Annotated in this window: 18 protein-coding genes; 6 read left to right on the top strand and 12 right to left on the bottom strand. The window is 32.5% G+C overall.

Annotation, left to right across the window (positions count from 1 at the left end; genetic code table 11):
• Positions 1-12: 12 nt before the first annotated feature.
• The 3 genes from OIU80_RS05840 to OIU80_RS05830 form a co-directional block, all read right to left on the bottom strand.
• Complete coding sequence (locus OIU80_RS05840) at positions 13-525, bottom strand: DUF421 domain-containing protein (protein ID WP_264286109.1); 513 nt, start codon at positions 523-525, stop codon at positions 13-15.
• A gap of 288 nt (positions 526-813) precedes the next feature.
• Positions 814-2184 carry a 30S ribosomal protein S6--L-glutamate ligase gene (rimK, locus tag OIU80_RS05835; protein WP_264286108.1) on the bottom strand — a complete coding sequence of 457 codons (1371 nt, stop codon included), beginning with the start codon at positions 2182-2184 and terminating at the stop codon, positions 814-816.
• Between the two features lie 132 nt (positions 2185-2316).
• Positions 2317-4863 (bottom strand): ATP-dependent Clp protease ATP-binding subunit, encoded by a 2547-nt coding sequence (locus OIU80_RS05830; protein WP_264286107.1) that lies wholly within the window; start codon positions 4861-4863, stop codon positions 2317-2319.
• 258 nt (positions 4864-5121) lie between these two features.
• Here OIU80_RS05830 and gyrA point away from each other — a divergent pair, with 258 nt between their 5' ends.
• Positions 5122-7767, top strand: coding sequence for a DNA gyrase subunit A (gene gyrA / locus OIU80_RS05825; RefSeq protein ID WP_264286106.1), 2646 nt, complete (start codon positions 5122-5124; stop codon positions 7765-7767).
• Between the two features lie 46 nt (positions 7768-7813).
• A complete protein-coding gene (locus OIU80_RS05820) occupies positions 7814-9082 on the top strand; it encodes a tetratricopeptide repeat protein (protein ID WP_264286105.1) in 1269 nt (422 codons plus the stop codon).
• 115 nt (positions 9083-9197) lie between these two features.
• On the opposite strand, the gene OIU80_RS05815 is transcribed toward OIU80_RS05820, so the two are convergent.
• Genes OIU80_RS05815 through OIU80_RS05805 form a run of 3 tightly spaced genes read right to left on the bottom strand, consistent with a single transcriptional unit; the run spans position 9198 to position 11143 of the window.
• Entirely contained in the window at positions 9198-9839 is a 642-nt protein-coding gene (locus OIU80_RS05815; protein WP_264286104.1) for an endonuclease III domain-containing protein, read from the bottom strand.
• 2 nt (positions 9840-9841) lie between these two features.
• Entirely contained in the window at positions 9842-10234 is a 393-nt protein-coding gene (gene msrB, locus OIU80_RS05810; RefSeq protein ID WP_264286103.1) for a peptide-methionine (R)-S-oxide reductase MsrB, read from the bottom strand.
• A 42-nt stretch (positions 10235-10276) separates the two neighbouring features.
• Positions 10277-11143, bottom strand: a complete 867-nt coding sequence (locus OIU80_RS05805; RefSeq protein ID WP_264286102.1) for an alpha/beta hydrolase — start codon at positions 11141-11143, stop codon at positions 10277-10279.
• 201 nt (positions 11144-11344) lie between these two features.
• On the opposite strand from OIU80_RS05805, the gene OIU80_RS05800 reads away from it, so the two are divergent.
• Complete coding sequence (locus OIU80_RS05800) at positions 11345-12154, top strand: M48 family metallopeptidase (protein WP_264286101.1); 810 nt, start codon at positions 11345-11347, stop codon at positions 12152-12154.
• Between the two features lie 194 nt (positions 12155-12348).
• The gene (locus OIU80_RS05795; protein ID WP_264286100.1) at positions 12349-13680 is read left to right on the top strand and encodes an MFS transporter; all 1332 of its coding nucleotides are present in this window, start codon (positions 12349-12351) and stop codon (positions 13678-13680) included.
• 56 nt (positions 13681-13736) lie between these two features.
• On the opposite strand, the gene OIU80_RS05790 is transcribed toward OIU80_RS05795, so the two are convergent.
• The 6 genes from OIU80_RS05790 to OIU80_RS05765 form a co-directional block, all read right to left on the bottom strand.
• Positions 13737-15122: a serine hydrolase gene (locus tag OIU80_RS05790; protein ID WP_264286099.1), complete on the bottom strand. Its 1386-nt coding sequence runs from the start codon at positions 15120-15122 to the stop codon at positions 13737-13739.
• A 240-nt stretch (positions 15123-15362) separates the two neighbouring features.
• Positions 15363-16475, bottom strand: a complete 1113-nt coding sequence (locus OIU80_RS05785) for a serine hydrolase domain-containing protein (RefSeq protein WP_264286098.1) — start codon at positions 16473-16475, stop codon at positions 15363-15365.
• Between the two features lie 48 nt (positions 16476-16523).
• Positions 16524-17255 carry a head GIN domain-containing protein gene (locus OIU80_RS05780; RefSeq protein WP_264286097.1) on the bottom strand — a complete coding sequence of 244 codons (732 nt, stop codon included), beginning with the start codon at positions 17253-17255 and terminating at the stop codon, positions 16524-16526.
• Between the two features lie 18 nt (positions 17256-17273).
• Entirely contained in the window at positions 17274-18335 is a 1062-nt protein-coding gene (locus tag OIU80_RS05775; protein WP_264286096.1) for a DUF4097 family beta strand repeat-containing protein, read from the bottom strand.
• Positions 18319-18855, bottom strand: a complete 537-nt coding sequence (locus OIU80_RS05770; protein ID WP_264286095.1) for an anti-sigma factor — start codon at positions 18853-18855, stop codon at positions 18319-18321. Before OIU80_RS05770 ends, OIU80_RS05775 begins: the two co-directional genes overlap by 17 nt.
• 115 nt (positions 18856-18970) lie before the next feature.
• A complete protein-coding gene (locus tag OIU80_RS05765; protein ID WP_264286094.1) occupies positions 18971-19552 on the bottom strand; it encodes an RNA polymerase sigma factor in 582 nt (193 codons plus the stop codon).
• 305 nt (positions 19553-19857) lie between these two features.
• On the opposite strand from OIU80_RS05765, the gene lon reads away from it, so the two are divergent.
• Positions 19858-22311 (top strand): endopeptidase La, encoded by a 2454-nt coding sequence (lon, locus tag OIU80_RS05760; protein WP_264286093.1) that lies wholly within the window; start codon positions 19858-19860, stop codon positions 22309-22311.
• Positions 22312-22499: 188 nt separating this feature from the next.
• Complete coding sequence (gene porQ / locus OIU80_RS05755) at positions 22500-23522, top strand: type IX secretion system protein PorQ (protein WP_264286092.1); 1023 nt, start codon at positions 22500-22502, stop codon at positions 23520-23522.
• Position 23523 lies beyond the last annotated feature (1 nt).

Below are 23523 nucleotides of genomic sequence, written 5' to 3'. Positions count from 1 at the left end.
ACTTACTTAAAATTACTTCTGAAAATTTTTATGATTGTGCTTTCGTTTGTAGATCGTTTGCTTTAAATGCTCTTTATTTTGTGAGATAATACTAATTGTACCATCTATTTCCAACATCGCTAATTTTACCTCTTTATAGTGTTCTACGCCGTGTTCGCGCATGGCTTCCTCAAGTTCATCGGATGTGATGTTTAATTTACTTAACGATTTAAAATCGATATGTCCATTATGAATCAGAACTTCTGGTTTTTCTAATAAAAGGTTATGCAATCCTTTGAATTTGTATGTGAGCTTTTTCAGGATGTAATTAATGATAAACAACACGGCAGCAGCTGCAATTCCGCCTAAGAGGCTCGTGTCGCTACCAACCATGGCATTCTGAACAGCATTACTAATTAATAAAATTAGGATTACATCGGCAGTATTAAGCTGGGATAATTCTTTTTTACCAAAAACCCGTAATGCAATCACCATAAAAAAGTAAACCGAAGCACTTCTGATAACAATATCAAGATATGGATTCATATTTTTTTGTTTAATGATTTAATCGAATATACGATTAATAGAGCATTATTTAAACTCGTTAAGTGCAATTACTGCGTCTGTTTGCTTCGTTTGGGTTGTAAAAATGGTATTCAACACATAGAAACATAGTCCTGATAGCTGTCGGAATAGAATTGATAATCAAAGATGATCCAAGAAAAATATATTTTTTTCACATAGCCTTATGTGATTTATTTTAAGAGAAACGTCTTTTCTAGGCTTTGTAAGCCTATGCTTCTATGTGTTGAAATAATTACTTTTAGCGGGTTTTTATTTGAGTTTAAAATTCTTTTCAATGGCTTTTATCATTTCTCCTGCAACATCTTTATTGGTTGCACCTTCAATTCCTTCTAATCCTGGAGATGAGTTTACTTCTAGTAATAAAGGTCCTTTTGATGAACGGATAATATCAACACCAGCAACTTTTAAATCCATTGCTTTGGCGGCTTTTATGGCGATTCTTTTTTCTTCGCTGGTAATTTTTAATATCGATGCAGTTCCACCTAAATGGATATTTGCTCTAAATTCGCCCGGCATAGCTTCACGCTGTATGGCAGCAACTACTTTTCCGTCGATTACAAAACAACGAATATCTTTACCGTTTGCTTCTTTTATGAACTCTTGTACCAGAATGTTGGCATTTAAGCTTTTAAAAGCATTGATAACACTCTCTGCTGCCTTTTTTGTTTCGGCTAATACAACGCCTTTACCTTGAGTGCCTTCTAATAGTTTTACGATTAAAGGAGAACCTCCAACCATTTTTATTAAATCATCGGTATCTAATGGTGAATTTGCAAAACCAGTTGTTGGAATGTCTATTCCGCTGTTGAGTAACAATTGTAATGAATACAATTTATCGCGTGATTGTGTTATTGCCGAAGCTGAATTTAAACAAAAAACTTTCAAAGCTTCAAACTGACGTGTTAACGCACAACCGTAAAACGTAATACTAGGACGAATACGTGGGATAATAGCATCAAATTGATTCAATATTTTACCACCACGATAATGAATTTCAGGAGTTTTAGCATCGAGTTTCATGTAGCATTCTTTGATATTCAAAAATTGCATATCATGACCTCGCATTTCGCCAGCTTCCATGATTCTTTTGTTGCTGTATAATTCAGGATTACTTGCTAAAAGCCCAATTCGTAATCCAGAACTTGCTTTTTCTGAGTTTTGATATAATTCTTTTAACGTATCAGATGTAGGTTGTCCTAAAAGATATTTTTCTTCAGGATCAACAAGTACTCTGCCGCTCATGGCTTCGCGACCTAAAAGCATTCTGAAACCCATCGAATCCCGATTGGTTAAAGTCATTTCTATAGGCCATTTGGCATCACCAATTTTTAAGCTTGTTTGTATAACATAGCGTTGTTCTCTAAAGCCACTAGAGCTTTTTACAACCCTTTTGTCTACCAAAGGAGCTTCGCAATGTATTATAGTTTTGGTATTGTTTTGTATCGGATTAATATCAAATTTAACCCAACTGGCATCATTTTTTATAAAAGGAGCTATGTTTATGGCATGCATCGCCGAGGTTTTTGCACCCGAATCGACACGTGCTTTAATTGTAGGGATTCCTAATTCGGGAAAAGAACACCATTCTTCGCTACCTAAGATGACTTTATTTTGAAGCATAATTTGATTTGTTTGACTTATCAAAAGTAAATATTTGTTTTTAATAATTTACCGATTTGATATAAAGAATAAACCCGTTATGTTATAAAAAACGTAACGGGTTTGTATTTTTGTTATAAAAATTAAATTACTTTATTGATTTGTTGGCTCTTCGGCTTTATGTACATCAACAGTAAGTTCTTGTGATTCTTCATTTAAATCAATCAAAATTTCATCACCTGAAGTAATTTTAGAAGTAATTATTTCTTCTGCTAATATATCTTCAACGTATTTTTGAATGGCTCTTTTTAATGGTCTTGCTCCAAATTGCTTATCGAAACCTTTATCAGCAATAAATGCTTTTGCTTTATCAGTAAGATTTAGTTTGTATCCTAATTCTTCTACACGTAAGTATAGTTTCTTAAGTTCAATCTCAATAATCAAGTCAATATCGCTTTTCTCTAAGCTATTGAATACAATAACATCATCAATTCTGTTTAAGAATTCTGGCGCAAATGTTTTCTTCAATGCGTTTTCGATAATGCTTTTCGAATTATCATCGGCTTGTGCAATTTTAGCAGCAGTTCCAAATCCAACTCCTTGACCAAAATCTTTTAATTGTCTTGCTCCAACATTTGAAGTCATGATAATTATAGTGTTTTTAAAGTCAATTTTTCGACCTAAACTATCTGTTAAATACCCATCATCAAGTACCTGAAGCATCATATTGAATACATCTGGATGCGCTTTTTCGATTTCATCTAAAAGTACTACGCAATATGGTTTTCTACGAACTTTTTCAGTTAATTGTCCACCTTCTTCGTAACCAACATATCCCGGAGGCGCTCCTACTAAACGAGAAATAGCAAATTTCTCCATGTATTCACTCATGTCAATACGAACCAAAGCATCTTCAGAATCGAATAATTCTTTTGCCAGAACTTTTGCTAGTTGTGTTTTACCAACACCAGTTTGTCCTAAGAAAATAAATGATCCAATAGGTCTGTTCGGGTCTTTAAGACCTGCTCTGTTACGTTGTATAGAACGGGCAATTTTTAAAACTGCTTCATTTTGACCTATTACTTTATTCTGAATCAGTTCAGGTAATTTAGCCAATTTGTTGCTTTCTGTTTGTGCAATTCTATTTACAGGAATTCCTGTCATCATAGATACTACGTCGGCAACATTGTCTTCGGTTACAAGGATTCTATTGCTTTTTGAATCTTCTTCCCATTGTTCCTGAGCTACAGCAAGTTCTTTTTCAATGCGTTTTTCGTCATCGCGAAGTTTAGCTGCTTCTTCATATTTTTGCTTTTTGACAACCACATTTTTGTTTTCGCGTACTTCTTCTAGTTGACGTTCTAAATCCAAAATTTGTTTTGGAACATCAATATTGGTAATGTGTACACGAGATCCAGCCTCATCAAGAGCATCAATAGCTTTGTCTGGTAAGAAACGCTCCGACATATATCGGTTTGTTAATTTTACACAAGCTTCAATAGCTTCTGGAGTATAGGTTACATTGTGGTGATCTTCGTATTTATCTTTAATGTTATTTAGGATCGCAATTGTTTCTTCAACCGAAGTTGGTTCTACAATTACTTTCTGGAAACGTCTTTCTAACGCACCATCTTTTTCTATATATTGTCTGTACTCATCAAGTGTAGTTGCTCCAATACATTGGATTTCTCCTCTTGATAAGGCAGGTTTAAACATGTTAGAAGCATCTAGAGATCCGGTTGCACCTCCAGCACCAACAATGGTATGAATTTCATCGATAAAAAGGATGATATCATCATTTTTTTCTAATTCATTCATTACTGCTTTCATTCGTTCCTCAAACTGACCACGATATTTAGTTCCTGCTACAAGGCTTGCTAAATCTAGGGTTACCACACGTTTGTGAAATAAGATACGAGATACTTTTTTCTGAACAATACGTAAGGCTAGTCCTTCGGCAATAGCAGATTTTCCTACTCCAGGTTCACCAATTAATAAAGGGTTGTTCTTTTTTCTACGGCTTAAAATTTGTGAAACGCGTTCAATTTCTTTCTCACGTCCTACAACAGGATCTAGTTTTCCTTCTTCAGCCATTTCTGTTAAATCTCTCCCAAAATTATCCAAAACAGGTGTTTTAGATTTTTTATTGGACTTATTGGCTGGATTATTAAAACTTCCTTCTTTAAGACTGTCATCTTGTCCTGAATCATCATTATATGATTCGTTTCTTGGCAAGTTTTCTAAAAATTCTTCTTCGTTTGGAGTCATATTTAAGTATTGTTCTTTAGCTATATCATAATCTATTTTTAGCTTATTCAATAGCTTGGTTGTTGGATCGTTTTCGTTTCGTAAGATACATAAAAGCAAGTGTGCAGTGCTAATAGATGAACTCTGGAATACTTTGGCTTCTAGGAATGTAGTTTTTAATGCCCTCTCTGCTTGACGCGTGAGGTGCAGATTCTTTTTTTCTACATTGATTTCGGCACTTGGATTGGCAGGGCTCAGTATTTCGACCTTCCTACGTAAATGTTCTAAATCGACTGCTAGGTTATTTAATATATGAATGGCTTTTCCGTTTCCATCCCTTAAAATGCCTAGCATCAAATGTTCAGTACCAATAAAGTCGTGCCCCAGTCTTAAGGCTTCTTCTTTACTGTAGGTAATAACATCTTTTACTCTTGGTGAAAAATTATCATCCATAATATGTAATTAGTATTGTAAATTTAGTGAATTAGTGTGTTAAAAACAAAAACCATACCCATTAGAAATGTCATGTCAGCTAAGGGACGAAAAAAATAATAATAAATGAGTTAAATAAGATTTAAATTATTAACTAAAATGTAAAATAAAGTTGTTAATAAATCATTGAAATAAGTAGCGTAAAATACCTTCAAAAATTTCAAAAAGACGTATATTGGCACGTTTTGAAACTAATATAATTTTTTAATATAACAACTTATGTCTGAAGGAGAAAAGTTAATTCCTATTAACATAGAGGATGAAATGAAATCAGCTTACATCGATTATTCGATGTCAGTAATTGTATCGAGAGCGCTTCCTGATGTTAGAGATGGCTTGAAACCAGTGCATCGAAGAGTTCTTTACGGAATGTATGATTTAGGTGTAACTTCAAAATCTGCCCATAAAAAATCCGCCAGAATTGTCGGGGAAGTTTTAGGTAAGTATCACCCACACGGAGATACTTCAGTTTACGATGCCATGGTACGTATGGCTCAAGAATGGAGTTTACGTTATTTATTAGTGGATGGCCAAGGTAACTTTGGTTCTGTAGATGGAGATAGCCCGGCAGCAATGCGTTATACTGAGGCTAGAATGCGTAAGATTTCAGAAGAAATAATGGCTGATATCGAAAAAGAAACAGTTGATTTTCAATTGAACTTTGATGATACCTTATATGAGCCTAAAGTAATGCCAACAAGAGTTCCTACTTTATTAATTAATGGAGCAACTGGTATTGCAGTAGGTATGGCAACGAATATGCCACCTCACAACCTTACAGAAGTTATCAATGGTACGCTAGCTTATCTTGATAATAACGATATTGAAATAGACGAATTAATAACACATATTAAAGCTCCCGATTTTCCAACAGGAGGTATAATATATGGTTACGAAGGTGTTCGTGAAGCATTTAAAACGGGAAGAGGACGTATTGTAATGCGTGCAAAAGTTGGTTTTGAAGAAGTAGATGGTAGAGAATGTATCATTGTAACCGAAATTCCATATCAGGTCAATAAGGCAGAAATGATTAAGCGTACTGCTGATTTGGTAAATGATAAAAAAATTGATGGAATTGCAAACATCCGTGATGAGTCTGATAGAAATGGTATGCGTATCGTTTATATCCTTAAGCGTGATGCAACTCCAAACGTAGTTTTAAATACCTTATATAAATATACGTCACTACAATCTTCTTTTAGTGTAAATAATATTGCATTAGTAAAAGGCCGCCCACAAATGTTGAATCTAAAAGATATGATTCACTATTTTATTGAGCACCGTCATGATGTTGTAGTTCGTAGAACTAGATTTGAATTACGTAAAGCCGAAGAAAGAGCACATATTTTAGAAGGTTTAATTATCGCATCAGATAATATTGATGAAGTAATTGCTTTAATAAGAGGTTCGAAAAATACGGAGGAAGCTCGTGAAAAATTAATCGAAAGATTTAAATTATCAGATATTCAAGCACGTGCTATTGTAGAGATGCGTTTACGTCAATTAACAGGTCTGGAACAAGACAAGTTAAGAGCTGAATACGAAGAATTGATGAAATTAATCGAGCATTTGAAAGCGTTATTAGCAGATGTAGATTTAAGAACTAATTTAATTAAAGAAGAACTTATCGAGATCCGTGAGAAATACGGTGATGAGCGTCGTTCTAGAATAGAATATTCAGGTGGAGATGTAAGTATCGAAGATTTAATTGCAGATGAGAATGTAGTAATTACAATTTCGCATGCAGGTTATATCAAGCGTACAAATCTTACCGAGTACAAAACACAAAATAGAGGTGGAGTTGGACAAAAAAGTGCAGGAACAAGAGATCAGGATTTCCTTGAGCATATGTTCGTTGCAACCAATCACCAATATATGATGTTCTTTACCCAAAAAGGTAAATGTTTCTGGATGCGTGTGTACGAAATTCCAGAAGGAAGTAAAACTGCAAAAGGTAGAGCTATCCAAAACTTGGTAAATATAGAAAGCGACGATAAAGTTAAAGCGTTTATCTGTACTCAGGATTTAAAAGATAAGGATTACATCAATAGCCATAATTTAGTTATGGTAACCAAAAAAGGACAGGTTAAGAAAACTTCTTTAGAGAAATATTCTAAACCAAGAGTAAATGGTGTTGCTGCAATTACTATTAAAGATGGTGACGAATTATTAGAAGCTAAATTAACCAATGGAGAAAGTCAGATTATTTTGGCTGTTAAATCTGGTAAATTAGTTCGTTTTGAAGAAACTAAAACCCGTCCGATGGGAAGAACAGCTTCAGGAGTTCGTGGAATTACTTTAAAAGATGATACTGATGAAGTAATTGGTATGGTTACGGTTGATAAAGATAATGTTAACGATTCGCAAATTTTAGTTGTAACTGAAAATGGATACGGAAAACGTACCAAATTAGTTGATGACGACGGAGAAGACGTTTATAGAATTACTAATCGTGGAGGAAAAGGAGTAAAAACTCTTAATATTACTGAAAAAACCGGAAAACTTATTTCGATTAATGCAGTAACAGATGCTGATGATTTGATGATTATCAATAAGTCTGGATTGACAATTAGAATGGCTATCGAAGATTTACGTGTAATGGGTCGTGCAACTCAGGGAGTTAGATTAATTAATCTAAAAGGTAAAGATTCTATTGCAGCTGTTACTAAAGTAATGAAAGATGATGTTGCAGAAGTTGTTGTTGATGAGGACGGAAATGTTATCGAAAGTGTTATCGAAAGAGTAAAACCAGACTTAGAAGTTCTAGAAGATGATGGTGTTATTGAAGACGAGGACGAAGACGATGATGTTGAGGACGAAGAAGAAGATGATGATTCGGAAGAAGAAGAAGAGTCTGAAGAATAATTAATAGGAAATCAAACAAACAATCTAAACAAATAAATAAAATATTATGAAAAGTAAATATGTAATACTAGCGTCAGCATTATTGATATCGGTAGCTACTTTTGCTCAAAAAGATCAAATTAAAGACGCTGAAAAAGCATTGAAAAATGGGGATGCTAAATCGGCTATTTCTATTCTTGATGCGGCAGATTATCTGATTACAAATGCAAAAGATACTGAGCAAGCTCAATATTATTTTGTAAAAGGAAATGCTTATTTAGATATCGCAAAAAAAGGAGTAGAAGAAGGTAAAAACCTTTTACTTGCTGCAGAAGCATATAAGAAGTTAATTGAAACTGAAAAAGCATCTGGAAAAACTAAATTTTCAACTCAGGCTGCTGCTTCAATTACTGATATCAAAGGAAGATTGATTAATGGAGCTATCGCTGATTCAAAAGCAAACAAACATGCTGATGGTGCAAAAAAGATCTATGATGCTTACCAGCTAGATAAAAAAGATACTATTAACTTGTATTATGCAGCTTCAACTTATGTAAATGCTGGAGATTTTACTGCAGCTTTGCCACTTTATGAAGAGTTAAAAAGACTTAACTATTCAGGAAAAGGAACTACGTACTTAGCTACAAATAAACTTTCAGGAGAAGATAATGCTTTTGCTACTGCAAATGAAAGAGATTTAGCTGTTAAGATTGGAACTCATGAAAAACCAAGAGTAGAAGTTTCTCCTTCTAAAAGAGGTGAGATTTATAAAAATATCTCTCTTATCTTAGTTCAAAATGGTAAAACAGAAGAAGCTAAAAAAGCTATAACAGAAGCTAGAGCTGCAAATCCAGAGGATACTTCTTTGATTTTAACAGAAGCAAATTTATATTTGGAAACGAAAGATTATGAGACTTATAAAAAACTAATCGGTGAGGTTTTGAAAAACAATCCAAACGACGCTGATTTGCTTTTTAATTTAGGAGTAATTAGCGGAAATGCTAAAAACACTGCTGATGCTGAGAAATATTATACTAAAGTAATCGAAATTAAACCTGATTATACTAATGCTTATATTAACCTGGCTGCATTAAAATTAGAGGACGAAAAACCTATAATTGATGAAATGAATAAGCTTGGAACATCTGCAAAAGACATGAAACGTTACGATGAATTGAAAGCTAAAAGAAATAACCTTTTCAAAAGCACAATTCCTTATCTTAAAAAAGCTTCTGAGTTAGATCCTAAAAACGAGGATATTTCTAAGACTCTTTTAAACGTTTACAGCGCACTTGAAATGACTGCTGAATACAAAGCATTGAAAGCAAAAATGTAAAATTATTTTGTACGCATAAAAAAACCGAGATTTATATCTCGGTTTTTTTATGCTTTGTAGTGACGTATTGTAGAGACGCACCACAGTGTGTCTTCTTTGTTATTTTAAAAAGTAATTATTCTAAGCTAAGGAAATAATTGCAATGTGCATTAATCAAACATTCATTGCATTTTGGTTTTGGGCGACATGTTTCTCTTCCTAAAAAAGAAATAGCCATTCCTATTTCTCCCCAAATGTCTTTTGGCAGCACCTGCATCAATTCTTTTTCTACTTTATTACCATCTTTAGACTCTTTTGTTAGCCCAATTCTGGGAGCAACACGTATAACATGTAAATCTGCAATAATACCTTCAGCAGGTTTATTTGATTCCTTTAAGATTACATTCGCAGATTTTCGACCAATACCTTTTAATGCAACCAAATCTTTCATAGTCATCGGGATATTTTCATCCTTTTTAATTGTGTTTGCAATTTCGATTAACCATTCCGCTTTAGTTCTGTAGTTTCTAACTCCACTAATATAGGTAAACAGTTCTTCTGTATTAGTTGCAGCAAGACTTTCCATGTTTGGGTATTTTGCAAAGAAAGTAGGGGCTATCGAATTGATATTTGCATCAGAATCTTGAGCTGATAACACTACCATTACAAGTAATTGATACGTATTTTGATAATCTAAAGGATGTTTTCTGCCTTTGTATTTTGTTAGAAGTGGTTCTAAAATTGCTTTCCAATCTAGAGATTCACCAAATAAATCCATGACTATTTGTCTTTAAAATCTATCGATAAAGAGTTTACGCAATAACGTTGTCCAGTTTTAGTTGGTCCATCATCAAATACATGACCTAAGTGGCTCCCACAATTGGCACATAAAATTTCTGTTCGTTTCATGCCATGGCTTACATCCGAGATATATTCGACTTTTCCGGGAATCGATTCATCAAATGAAGGCCAGCCACAATGAGCATCAAATTTTGAATTACTCTCAAATAATGGTTCATTACAAGCTCCACAACAATAAACTCCTTTTTCATAATGAAGATTATATTCTCCGGTATGGGGGCGTTCGGTTCCTTTTTGGCGAAGTACTTGATAACGTTCATTACCAAGTTGCTCTCTCCATTCCTGTTCTGTTTTTTCGATTGGATATTTCATTGTTTTTTATTTTTATGTCAAAAGTAAGGCTAACAAAATTAATTACTTATGTTCAATAAATTGCACTGTTTTATTAATAACATTTGTATTGCCCAAAATTTTACGATGCCCTAATCCTTCAGTTAATACTAATGTACCATTCTTTAAATGCTCGTTAATGTGAATTCCAGCTTTTACGGCAACTTCAGGGTCGTCTTTATCATGAATAACTAAAACGGGAATATTTACATCTGCAGCGGCCACATAGGCCGAAAAATCATTCATTTTTACGTTGTGCTTGTTTTCAAAATAAGCACGCAAACGAATACTAATATCTGGTTTTAATTCTAGTTTAGAAACAAAATCATCAATAATGTCCTGAACAACATCACCGCTGCCAATAATAACTGCGCGATTAATATTTAAACCTTGTTTAATAGCATTTAACACAGACATACCTCCTAATGAATGTCCGATAGCTGCTTCAAAAGGTCCGTATTGTTTTTCAATTTCTAAAATTGAAGCAATAAAATCGACCATGTGTGTAGTCTTACCAGGAGATTTTCCGTGTGCAGGAGCATCAAAACTAATGGTTTCATAGCCATGTTTTAAAAGTTCGTCGGCAATCTTAAATAATTGTGTACCACGACCAGACCAACCATGAACTAAGAGCACTTTTTTATCGCTTTTCCCGAATTTATAAACAACAACTTCGCTGTTAATTGCAGGTATTTTTATAGTAGTTTGTATGCTTTTGCGGTCCATTTCTAGTTCTCTTTTAGGAACCTTATGTTTTATTGGAGTAGTAAAAAGTTTTGTTGCATATGAAGTAGCCAGTTTAGGCGAAATAAAAGAAAGAAGTTTACCTGTTACTATAATAAATCGAGGAACTTTTAATGATTCTGTGGGACTAGATGTTTTTTTAGACATTATAATACGTTTTATAGAGCTTTTATTTTAGATAGATTTAAAAATATAAAAGTAAGACAATTAATAAAATGTATTGATATGTTAGAATTTATTAAGACACTTAGTATGGAGAATAATTTAATTATGATATTTTTTAAATGAATTGTATAAAAAATGAATTTAGAATAATCGTATTTTTGTGTGTTATTAAATCTAAAAGTCATGAGAAATAAATTATTATTGGGAATTTTTACTATAGCAACGGTGTATTCATGTGCGGTAAATCCTGTTACGGGAAAAAAGAGTCTTAATTTTGTTTCTAATAGTGAGCTGTTTCCGTCTTCGTTTCAGCAGTACAATACTTTTATCAAAGAAAATAAAGTTATTACAGGTACTGCCGATGCCAAAAGAGTTGAACATGTTGGGATGAAAATAAAAGCAGCTGCTGAAAAATATTTGACCTATTTAGGACAATCACAATATCTCAAAGATTATCGTTGGGAATATAAACTTGTTGATAATAAAGAAGTAAATGCTTGGTGTATGCCAGGAGGTAAAATTGTTGTTTATTCGGGGATTTTGCCAGTTACCAAAGATGATTCAGGTTTAGCCACCGTTTTAGGACATGAGGTTTCACATGCATTAGCTAATCATGGTGCGCAACGTATGAGTGCTGCTCAATTGCAACAACTAGGAGCAGTAGGAGTAGCTGCGGTGACAGGTAGCCAAAGTGCCGACAAGCAAGAAATGTGGCAAAAATATTATGGAATAGGGTCACAAGTAGGAGTAATGCTCCCATTTAGTAGAAATAACGAAAGTGAGGCTGATAAAATAGGGCTAACGCTTATGGCGATTGCAGGATATAATCCAGATGAATCTATTGCTTTTTGGAAAAGAATGTCGGCTCAATCATCAGGACAAACACCAGAATTTCTTAGTACACACCCATCTGATGCAACCAGAATTGCTAATTTAAGTATGTTAATTCCTCAAGCAAAGGCAACAGCACTTAAAGTAGGTATAATCAAATAAATAGGATTACATATTCTATTTCTAAAATCATTAATTTTTAACAAAGCTATCTTTTTAAGATAGCTTTGTTTTTATGTAGTTATTGTTCAGTTGATTATGCTTATTGATGATTTATTAATATATGATTTATTAAAAAACGATTCGATTATAATAAAATTTAGATAAATTCGTAGCCTATTAACAAAAATATTTCTATGAGAAACTTACAAAAAGGAGATAAGAAATTGCTAAATGCATGGGCATTTTATGACTGGGCAAATTCAGTTTATACCCTTACTATTGCATCGGCTGTATTTCCAATATTTTATGAAGCTTTATTTTCTGAGGGTGATCATTATATTCATGTTTTCGGAATGAATCTTAAAAATTCGGCTCTAATTAGTTTTGTAACGGCAATGGCTTTTTTGGTTGTTTCTTTTATTTCGCCATTATTGTCTGGTATTGCTGATTATGTAGGGAATAAGAAATCTTTCATGAAATTCTTTTGTTATTTAGGAGCCTTGTCTTGTATGGGGTTATATTGGTTTAATCTGGAAAATATATATGTTGGATTGGCATTCTACTTTTTTGGTTTACTAGGATATTGGGGAAGTTTGGTTTTTTATAATTCCTATTTACCAGATATTGCTTTTGTAGAGCAACAAGATAAAATTAGTGCCAAAGGATATTCTTTAGGATATATTGGAAGTGTGATTTTATTAATAATCAATTTGGCAATGATAATGAAACCAAAACTTTTTGGAATCACAGGAACTGATGGTGAAGCAGCAATGAAAGCCATGCGATATTCGTTCTTAATGGTTGGAGTTTGGTGGATATTATTTAGTCAATATACCTATTATTATTTACCAAAAGGAAGTAAAAAAACGGGTCAGAAGTTATCTAAACATATCGTATTTAATGGTTTTAAAGAGTTAAAGAAAGTTTGGGCTTTATTAAAACAAAACATTCCATTGAAACGTTATTTAGGAGGTTTTTTTGTTTCGAGTATGGCTGTACAAACCGTTATGCTTGTAGCTACTTATTTTGGGGCGCAGGAAGTTAAATGGGCATCAAAAGAGGAAGGTACAATTGGTTTAATTATTTGTATTTTATTAATACAGTTAGTCGCGGTTTTAGGAGCAGTTTTAACTTCAAGAGCCTCAGCTAAATGGGGGAATATCCCAACTTTAATTGTCATTAATATGGTTTGGGCAGTACTTTGTAGTGTTGGAGCTTATTTTGTTACTTTACCAATACATTTTTATGTAATGGCAACTGTGGCTGGACTTGTAATGGGAGGAATTCAGGCTTTGTCACGTTCTACTTATTCAAAGTTATTACCAGAAACAGAAGATACTGCCTCATTTTTTAGTTTTTATGACGTTGCTGAAAAAATCGGAATTGTAATCGGAATGTGTGTTTACGGAATTATCGATCAAATAACAGGGAGTCCGCGTTCAGCTATTGTAATTTTAGGAGTATTTTTTGTAGTGGCTATCTTTTTATTGAGAAGGATACCAAAAAAAACAATTTTAGATCAATAAATCATTACTTATATTTAATAATTACTTCGCTACGTTTTGTTTGTGGCGAAGTACTATTATTTGTTTAAAATTTCTTTTAGCATTTTTACCGCTAATTTATTCGTAGTGTCTAATTCTAAGGCTTTTTTATAGAAAACGGTTGCCATCTCCGTATTTTTATTTTTCAAATAACATTCACCAATTAAGGTATAGATATCTGAATTTTTATTCAGATTTGAAAGATCAATAGTAGTAGCACTTATCTTTAATATTTTGATTGCATCATCATATTTATCTCTTCTCATGAGATATTTACCAGTATTGACTAAATCCAAGGTTTCATTTGAGAAATCATATTGATCTTTTTCATTTGATTTAATATGATTGTAAAATGTAATACCCGAATCGTAATTATCAAGTAATTTGCCCCTAATGGCCAGATAAATAGATTTTTTTGGTACAGTATAAGCTTTATCGTTTAGAATATTGATAATTGATTCTGCAATTGCTGGAAGTTTAAAATTTTGATTATTGGTTATCATCGTTATAATTATATCATCCTTTTTGCTATAAAAAATATACGACTCATAATTGTTTCCAGATCCCTGATGGGAATGTTCGAGGATTTTACCTTTTTTAAGAACCACATTTCCTAAGCTAGATTCAGAGTTCAGATCGAAACTTTGCGCAAGTATATTTAAAGAATTTTGATTAATTAATTTGCCTTCATGTAAACCTTTAACCCAATAGTATAAATCGCTATTAGTAAAATACATTTCACCTCCATCATGAATAAAGCTTGTTTCTTTATAATCATTATCAAATGAACCTGCCATGTTTAGGGATAAAATAGCCCCTTTTGGAATTTCACCGCCTTCTATTCCCAACGGTTTAAAGAGATTTTCTTTTAAGAAATCAGGATATGAAAGTGAGGATATCTTTTTTATAATTTCTTGTTGAAGAAAAATATTAGCATTGCTATAGAGATATCTGTTTCCGGGAGTAAATTCAAGTTTTTTAATTTTCTTTAATTCAGAAAGATATTCATCATTGGTGTTTTTTGATATTCTGGGTAAACCGCTCGTGTATTGTAAAAGATGTTTTATCTGAATTTCATTTGCCCATTCTGGTAAATACGTTAAGTAATCTGAAATCCTATCCTCAAGTTTTAGTTTTCCTTTTTCTTTTAAAAACAGGATAGCAACACCATTGAACTCCTTACTGATTGATCCAATGGGCATAGAAGATTCATAATTAAGTTTTTTACTTTTTGTATAATCGGTATATCCCAATTGTGACAGGTAAATTATCTCACTTTTTTTTGAAATGATTATATTTCCATTAAATATTCCGGTTTCGTTTGCGGCTCTCATTAAATAGCATAATTCCTTTTGATTATTTGGTTGTCCAATACTTATAAAGCAATTTAAAAAAGCAATCAGAAAAAATATTTTTGGTTTCATAATTTTAGTGTTTTAAAATTAATAAATGCTTTGTGATACTAATTGATCACTTAGTTGTTCAAGACTATAGAGTGCGATGATTTTATTTGTTGATTGTTCTGTATTTTGCTTTTTTAGCCAAAAGTTAAGGCACAAGAGAGCATCAGAAGGAGAATATAAATTATCCGTCTCATTTTAGTATCAATTTTTAAGGAGATATTTTTTGATTATATCCTTTGATTTTATATCCTTGGACTTTTGCTAAAAGGGTTTTAAGTCTGTCAGTAAACCTAAAGACGCAGCTTCCAGATGAGTGCCTGAATCGTTATCACTTTGATTCATAATAATTATGAATCCTAAATTATATTCAGGATATATTTTTAGCATATTTTGCGTACCATTTGAGCCTCCATCTTTGGCATAAGAAGTGTTTTTATTACTATCTTCTTGAATTTCCCAAAAATAGCCCATATCTCCATTAACATAAATTTTTCGATGTGATTCGAGAACGACCTTATTGGTTGCATCTAATTCAAATTGTATAAATTTGATTAAATCACTCATTGTTGATTTTAACATTTTTGATGCTCCCCAAAGATTACTCGATAAATTAGTCATTAACAACCCGCTTGCATTATAACCATTGGCAAGTATGTCATTAGGGGCTAATTTCACCTTGGTGTTTTTCATTCCAGCTTTATCAAAAATCACTTGATGTAATAGATCTTCGTAATTTTTCTTGTAAATATTTTCTAGAATATGTGCGCACAATTCGGGGCCTAAAGCTCCGTATTTAAATGTTGTTCCAGGTAGAGAATCGACTTTTACTTTTCTTAAAGCATTAAAGAAATCGGTTTTGGTATACGATTTATCTAACCTGTTTTTATGAACAAGAAAGCTATCAGGGCTAAATTTTTGTCTTATTTCTTTAGTGTCAGGAAAAGGAGTTAGAATTCCGGTTCTGTGGGTAATTAGATTTTTTATTTTTATTGGAGTTCCTTTAAATTCTAAATTAGGAAATCCTTCATTGAGATACTTTCGAATATCATCATCTAATTTTAATTTTCCCTCTAAGACTGCATTTGCAACAAGAGTTCCGGTAAAGACTTTTGTAGTAGATGCGATTTCAAACAGCGTTTCATTGTTGGCTTTATTGCCTTTTCCTTTATCTATTTCACCATAGTGTCTAGTGTAAACTTTGCCATCTTTTACTACTCCAATAGAAACTGAGTAAGCCTTTGAGTCTTTTAGTAAGGTATTGGCATTTTTATCTATAGACGCGAAAATTTCTTTTTCGGTAAGTGTATTTGTTTTTTGCTGACTTGAGCATGAAAAACTAATGCTTAATAAAAAAGCAATAATTATATTTTTCATCGTTAAGAGATTTAGGTTAAAATTATTGCTTTTTTACTGGCGTTATTTTTAAGCTTTCGAGATGCTTCCTGAGCCACTTACTTTGGTATCTTTTGTTTTAGGATCTCCTTTATATTGAATATCTCCAGAACCAGACACTCTAGCTTTTAGATTTCCGCTACAAAAAACTTTACTGTCACCAGATCCAGAAATAGTTATATCTACATTTTTAGCTTTTAATGTATCTGAATCAATATCGCCAGAACCAGACAATTTGGTTGTGAAAGTTTCAGTATTTCCTTTTAGAACAACATCTCCAGAGCCGCTTACCTTAAGGTCAAACGTTGTTGTATTGATATCTAGGTTTAAATTTCCAGAACCTGATAGCGCTGCCGTAAAAGTATCGGACTTAATTACACTCTTAGATTTTACATCTCCTGAGCCAGAAAGTGTAACACTAGATATCTTTTCGAATGGAATAGTAACCTGAATATTTTTACCAATACTAGAACTGATGTTTTTATTTTTTTCGGTGTAAATTTTAAGTACATTACCCTCAACTTCAACTTTAATGTAAGGTTGTAAGTTTTCTTCAGCTTTTACTGTAATAGCACCTTCTTTTCCTGCAACTAAATCGACATCAAATGATCCCATTACTTTAATATCATCATAAGAGGCAGTCGATCGGCTGTCAGTTACGACTTTTCCATTTCCTTTGATACGTTCTTTAGACCATTGTGCATTAGCAACTGTACTTAAAAAGAATACACTGCAAACTAATAATTGAATTGATTTTTTCATTTTTTGATTGATTTTAGATTATTGTTTTTTAATTAATGTGATATTTCCATAGTTTGAGGTGAGAACTACTTTATTCTGATTTTTTTTCTTGTAAAAGCCACTAACTTTTTTAGAGTTGCTTTTTTCTTCATTATTAGAAATCTGCATCGAAGAATCTGTTTTTATACCAGAATACCTTGTTGATATGTCAAAATCAAATGCATAGTTGCTATCATATTTTAGGGATACATCTGAATAGCCAGAGCTGACAGTTACATTATTTGCATTCTCATTTATAATTCCTACTACTAAATTACCATAGTTAAGATCAACACTTAAATTATTTAAGATTTCACCAATAGTAACATTCAAATAATTTCCTGCTCCTGCAACTGTGCCGGTTTTTTGAAATTTGAAAGTTCCGTAATTACAATCGTATTTTACATTTTGAGAGTCACCCATAACAATATCAGTATAATTGGTATCTAGATTAATCTTACCAGCATCGTTAATTTTTAAACCAGAATAACGAGCTTCGATATTTCCGCTTTTAATGTATTGAATACTTGAATTTGGGCAATATTCTATATGAACTGTATTAGTATTTCCGTTTAGTCTCCCAAGGTTAACTTTACCATATTTACAAAGGATGTTTGCAGTCGAAGCTAAATCTCCAGTGGTAATGTTTCCGTATTTATTAATTAGTTTTGCAGTTCCGTTTTTAGGTATTTTGATGATATAATTAATTTCAAAACTATTGCTGCTTCCTTTGCTTTTGTATGTTGATTTTCCAATATTAGTACTAGCAGTAACCATCGATTTTAATGCTGTAATGTCGATGTTAATACTGTTTAATTTTTCGTTTACCCAGTTTTCATTATTCCCGGATACTTTGATGATAACTTCAAGATCAATTTTGTCTTCATCCCATGTTGATACAGAGATGTTTCCGTATTTACTGTCTATGTCTATTCCCGCATCAGAATTAACGATATAGGTTTTTTTGACAATTTTTTGCTTTGATATATAGCTATCGTCGTTTGCAAATCCGAGAAAAGGGATTATAAATAATAGAACAAGTAAGTTATAATGTTTTTTCATGAGTGCTATTTTTAAATTTTTCATTTTCATCAATACGAGTCAGTACATTTTGCAAGAATGAAATCCGTGTTTGTAAATTGCTAATCATGGCGTAAATGATTTGTTTGTTTTCGCCATTTTTTTGTAATTCGGTAATGATTTTTGCATAATCATTATCCATTGCTTTCATCTGTTTAAGTGCATCGCTAATTATTTGTTCGTTTTCGGGAGATTTCTTGTCATGAAGTTTTTCTAATTCATTGGCAATTAATGCCCCAAAAATGGAGTCGGTTCTTTTTGTTTCCTGCGATGCAAATTTTAATTCTCTGGGTTTCTCATTCAAATTATAAAATACAGAAATTCCTAGCATAAGTACTATTGAAGCTGCAATAGCATATGTGATTGTGTAATTTTTTTTGGGTTTTGTTTTCTTTAATTTATTTAAAAAATCAGCTTCATGTTGGGGATTTATTTCCTGAAGATCCCATTGATTCTCAAATTTTTTAAATAATTGGTCTAATTCGTCATTTTCCTTTTTCATGTATCTAAATTTATTCTTTACAGCAGATATTGTGTATCTGCTTTTTATTTATCGGTGTTAATCCCACAACTTTTTAAAAAAAATATATATTTTGTGTTTGATGATTTACTATTGTTTACATAATATTTTTTTTAGTAGCGATTTCATTTCCTTCTAAAGCTTTTCGTAAACTATTTTTGGCTCTATTCAATGTCGTTCGACAGTTGGCATAGCTAATAGCTAGTATTTCACTTATTTCTTCTTGATCGTACCCTTCAATATAAAATAAGGTCAAAACCATTCGATAGTTATCCTTTAAACTTAAAATAGCTTCCATGACTTGCTTTACTTTCAGAGAATCTAGATCTAGATTTTCTAAAAAGAAACTATCGTTTTCTTCTATTTTGTATAAAGTCTTACTAAGATCTTCTATTTGAAACTTATTGTTTTTTTTGTAAAAATCAATACTGTAATTAATTACGATTTTCTTGAGCCAGGCACCAAAAGCAACTTCTTGCTTATAGTCATCAATTTTGGTGAATGCTTTAAGAAAAGCTTCTTGCATAACATCTTGAGCATAGTGTTCGTCTTTTACAATACGATACGCAACATTATACATAGCCTTACAGTATCTGTTGTATACTTCAAATTGTGCTTTTTGATTCTTTTGTTTGCACAATGTTATTAATTCTTCGATATTTTGGTTGGTTATATTCAAGTAGCGTCTAATGGTTTTTAATAATGACTTTGCTTTTTTTGGTTTGTTACAGTTTTGATAAAATTAAATGTATTTTTTTTATAATTTATTTTTTGAGCCCATAAGTTAAAGTGAAACTTTCTATATTGCATTTCATAAAAATGAAAATTATTATTTAAATCTGTTTTGGCATAATGATTGTCTATTTTTATTGCTGTGCAAATAAATAGGGGGCTTGTAGCGGTTTTATATAGAACGTAGCTGGCTTATCCCGTAATTTGCAATATGAATTTATTTTTTAATGACAAAACGACTTATATTATACTATGTCAAATCATAAAATACTTACTATTGACAATATGTCACTTCAGGAATTTGATTCTGAAGCCGAATTAATACCATTATTGACTCCCGAAGATGAGGAAGAAATGAATAACGAAGAGTTACCTTTTTCGTTACCAATTTTGCCTTTGCGTAACACTGTTTTATTTCCAGGAGTTGTTATTCCGATTTCAGCAGGGAGAGATAAATCTATAAAACTTATAAACGATGCAAATGCTGGTGATAAAATCATTGGAGTAGTTTCTCAGATAAATGAAGAAGACGAAGATCCATCTAAAGATGATATCAATAAGGTAGGAACAGTTGCGAGAATCCTTCGTGTACTAAAAATGCCTGACGGTAATATTACCGTTATTTTGCAAGGAAAAAAGCGTTTCGAAATTGCTGAAGTAATTTCAGAAGAACCATATATCACTGCAAATGTAAAAGATGTAGAGGAAGCTCGCCCAGAGAAAAATGATACTGAATTTAATGCTATTGTTGATTCGATAAAAGAATTGGCAATTCAAATCATTAAAGAAAGTCCAAGCATACCTTCAGAAGCCACATTTGCAATTAAAAATATTGAAAGCCAATCGTTTTTAATCAATTTTGTTTCATCGAATATGAACTTATCGGTAAAAGAAAAACAAGATTTATTATCGATAAATGGCTTAAAAGAACGAGCGCTTGAAACATTGCGTTACATGAACGTTGAGTTGCAAAAATTAGAATTGAAAAACGATATTCAATCGAAAGTTCGTTTTGATTTAGATCAGCAACAACGCGAATACTTCTTGCATCAACAAATGAAAACCATTCAAGAGGAATTGGGTGGGGTTTCGCAAGAGGAAGAAATGGACGAAATGAGCGAGAAAGCCAAAGGAAAAGTTTGGGATGAGAAAACGCAAAAACATTTCGAGAAGGAATTGTCGAAAATGCGAAGAATGAATCCGCAATCACCAGATTTTGGTATTCAAAGAAACTATTTGGAGTTATTTTTAGAATTACCTTGGGGAACATTCTCTAAAGATAATTTTGATTTAAAACAAGCTCAAAAAGTATTAGATAGAGATCATTTTGGTTTAGAAGAAGTAAAGAAAAGAATGATAGAACATTTGGCAGTTTTAAAATTGCGAAATGATATGAAGTCGCCAATTTTATGCTTAACAGGACCTCCAGGAGTTGGAAAAACTTCAATAGGAAGATCTGTTGCTGAAGCTTTAGGAAGAGAGTATGTGCGTATTTCACTTGGTGGTTTACGTGACGAAGCTGAGATTCGTGGGCACAGAAAGACATATATTGGGGCAATGCCAGGTAGAATTATCCAAAGCTTGAAAAAAGCAGGAACTTCTAATCCGGTATTCGTTTTAGATGAAATCGATAAACTATCAAATAGTAATAGTGGTGATCCATCATCTGCTTTATTAGAAGTTTTGGATCCAGAACAAAACAGTGCTTTTTATGATAACTTCCTGGAAATGGGGTATGACTTATCAAAAGTAATGTTCATCGCTACGTCTAATAATATGTCGGCTATTCAGCCAGCATTAAAAGATAGAATGGAAGTGATTAAAATGTCAGGATATACGATAGAAGAAAAAGTAGAAATTGCACGTAAGCATTTGTTTCCAAAACAACTTTTGGCTCACGGTTTAACTACTAAAGATTTGGCTATTGGAAAAAAACAATTAGAAAAAATTGTTGAAGGATATACCAGAGAATCAGGTGTTCGTAATCTTGAAAATAAAATTGCACAGGTAATTCGTAATGCTGCTAAATCGGTAGCAATGGAAGAAGAATATAATAAAAAAGTTACCGACGAAGATATTGTTAAGATATTAGGTGTGCCAAGGTTAGAACGAGATAAATACGAAACTAATGATGTTGCTGGTGTAGTTACAGGACTTGCTTGGACAAGTGTTGGTGGAGACATTCTTTTTATAGAATCATTGATATCAGAAGGAAAAGGTGCTTTGACTATTACAGGAAATTTAGGAACTGTAATGAAAGAATCGGCTACAATTGCATTGGAATATATCAAAGCAAATGCTAAGAAATTAGGATTGAATCCAGAATTGTTCCAGAAATATAATATTCATATTCACGTACCAGAAGGAGCAACTCCTAAAGATGGTCCGAGTGCAGGTATTGCTATGTTAACTTCATTAGTGTCTTTATTGACACAAACAAAAGTGAAGAAAAATATTGCAATGACTGGTGAAATTACTTTGCGTGGAAAAGTATTGCCAGTTGGTGGAATCAAAGAGAAAATATTAGCAGCCAAAAGAGCTAATATTAAAGAGATTATTTTATGTCATGAAAACAAAAGTGATATTGACGAAATAAAACCAGAATATTTAGATGGTTTGGTTTTTCATTACGTAAAAGAGATGGGAGAAGTTTTGGCATTGGCCCTAACAGATCAAAAAGTTAAAAATGCTAAAGAATTGAAATAATGGATTCTATTTTAGTTTGCGATAGTAACTGATAATAATTGAGAAAATCCAAGTCCTTGACCTGATTGTATATGGTTTTAGGATTTGGATTTTTTTATTTTAATTTGAAAACGACAATTTGTTATTTGTCATATTATAATTTTATCTTCGCAGCTACGTTTTAGTAAAAGGAAAAGCAATATATAAGTATGCTGAAAAAACTGGGATTCTTTTATTTATTTACTTTTTGCGCTGTTTCCTACGGGCAAATAGGAGGTAAGTATACCTATCAGTTTTTAAATTTAATGCCTTCGCCAAGGCAAGCAGCCTTAGGAGGTAAGACAATCACCATTTATGATGATGATGTGAATCAGGTTTTGTTTAATCCTGCAACTTTAAATCAGGATATGAGTAATCATCTTGCTTTAAATTACGGGAGTTATTATGGAGAAGTAACCTATGGAAGCGGTTCTTATGCTTATACGTATGATCAGCATTTGCAAACTTTTCAGGCGGGTGTTACTTATGTAAATTATGGGAATTTTGAAGGGTATGACGAAAACGGTCAGGCAACTTCGGACTTTACAGGAAGTGAAGCGGCTCTCTCTTTTGGTTATGCTTATAATATTCCATATACAGATATACATATTGGAGCAAATGCTAAATTAATTTCTTCGACTTTAGAGAGTTATCACTCTTTCGGAGGGGCAGTAGATTTAGGAATGCTCTATATTGATGAGAAAAATGATATAAACTGGGCTTTAGTTATTCGAAATATAGGAACTCAGTTTAGTACTTATTCAGGGATTCATGAAAAATTGCCCTTGGAGGTAATGGCAGGAGTTTCGCAGGAATTAGAAAATGTACCTATTAGATGGCATCTTACATTAGAGAATTTGCAACAATGGAATCTCGCTTTCTCAAATCCAGTGCGAGGTACGACAAATATAGACGGAACTACTAACGAAGAAAAAGTATCTTTTTTTAATAACGCATTGCGACACGTAATTGTAGGAGTGGAGCTTTTTCCTAGAAGAGCATTTAACGTTCGTGTAGGTTATAATTTTAGAAGAGGTGAGGAATTGCGTATTTTAGAGCAACGTAATTTTTCTGGAATGTCACTAGGTTTTGGATTAAAATTAAATAAACTAAAGTTTAATTATTCTTACTCCAGATATAGTTTGGGAGCAAATACAAATCTTTTTGGTCTGACGATTAATTTTCAAGATTGAG

It is taken from the genome of Flavobacterium frigoritolerans (assembly GCF_025847275.1).
Taxonomy (GTDB): Bacteria; Bacteroidota; Bacteroidia; order Flavobacteriales; family Flavobacteriaceae; genus Flavobacterium; species Flavobacterium frigoritolerans.
This window is presented reverse-complemented; position numbering and strand designations above follow the sequence as displayed.

Bases quoted from the DNA above. Each gene is read 5' to 3' on its own strand.
- OIU80_RS05770 (WP_264286095.1), bottom strand. From the start codon at position 18,855: ATGAAAAAGGAAAATGACGAATTAGACCAATTATTTAAAAAATTTGAG.
- msrB (WP_264286103.1), bottom strand. From the start codon at position 10,234: ATGAAATATCCAATCGAAAAAACAGAACAGGAATGGAGAGAGCAACTT.
- gyrA (WP_264286106.1), top strand. From the start codon at position 5,122: ATGTCTGAAGGAGAAAAGTTAATTCCTATTAACATAGAGGATGAAATG.
- OIU80_RS05815 (WP_264286104.1), bottom strand. From the start codon at position 9,839: ATGGATTTATTTGGTGAATCTCTAGATTGGAAAGCAATTTTAGAACCA.
- OIU80_RS05790 (WP_264286099.1), bottom strand. From the start codon at position 15,122: ATGAAACCAAAAATATTTTTTCTGATTGCTTTTTTAAATTGCTTTATA.
- OIU80_RS05785 (WP_264286098.1), bottom strand. From the start codon at position 16,475: ATGAAAAATATAATTATTGCTTTTTTATTAAGCATTAGTTTTTCATGC.
- OIU80_RS05800 (WP_264286101.1), top strand. From the start codon at position 11,345: ATGAGAAATAAATTATTATTGGGAATTTTTACTATAGCAACGGTGTAT.
- rimK (WP_264286108.1), bottom strand. From the start codon at position 2,184: ATGCTTCAAAATAAAGTCATCTTAGGTAGCGAAGAATGGTGTTCTTTT.
- OIU80_RS05820 (WP_264286105.1), top strand. From the start codon at position 7,814: ATGAAAAGTAAATATGTAATACTAGCGTCAGCATTATTGATATCGGTA.
- OIU80_RS05775 (WP_264286096.1), bottom strand. From the start codon at position 18,335: ATGAAAAAACATTATAACTTACTTGTTCTATTATTTATAATCCCTTTT.
- OIU80_RS05780 (WP_264286097.1), bottom strand. From the start codon at position 17,255: ATGAAAAAATCAATTCAATTATTAGTTTGCAGTGTATTCTTTTTAAGT.
- OIU80_RS05805 (WP_264286102.1), bottom strand. From the start codon at position 11,143: ATGTCTAAAAAAACATCTAGTCCCACAGAATCATTAAAAGTTCCTCGA.
- OIU80_RS05840 (WP_264286109.1), bottom strand. From the start codon at position 525: ATGAATCCATATCTTGATATTGTTATCAGAAGTGCTTCGGTTTACTTT.
- lon (WP_264286093.1), top strand. From the start codon at position 19,858: ATGTCAAATCATAAAATACTTACTATTGACAATATGTCACTTCAGGAA.
- OIU80_RS05830 (WP_264286107.1), bottom strand. From the start codon at position 4,863: ATGGATGATAATTTTTCACCAAGAGTAAAAGATGTTATTACCTACAGT.
- porQ (WP_264286092.1), top strand. From the start codon at position 22,500: ATGCTGAAAAAACTGGGATTCTTTTATTTATTTACTTTTTGCGCTGTT.
- OIU80_RS05795 (WP_264286100.1), top strand. From the start codon at position 12,349: ATGAGAAACTTACAAAAAGGAGATAAGAAATTGCTAAATGCATGGGCA.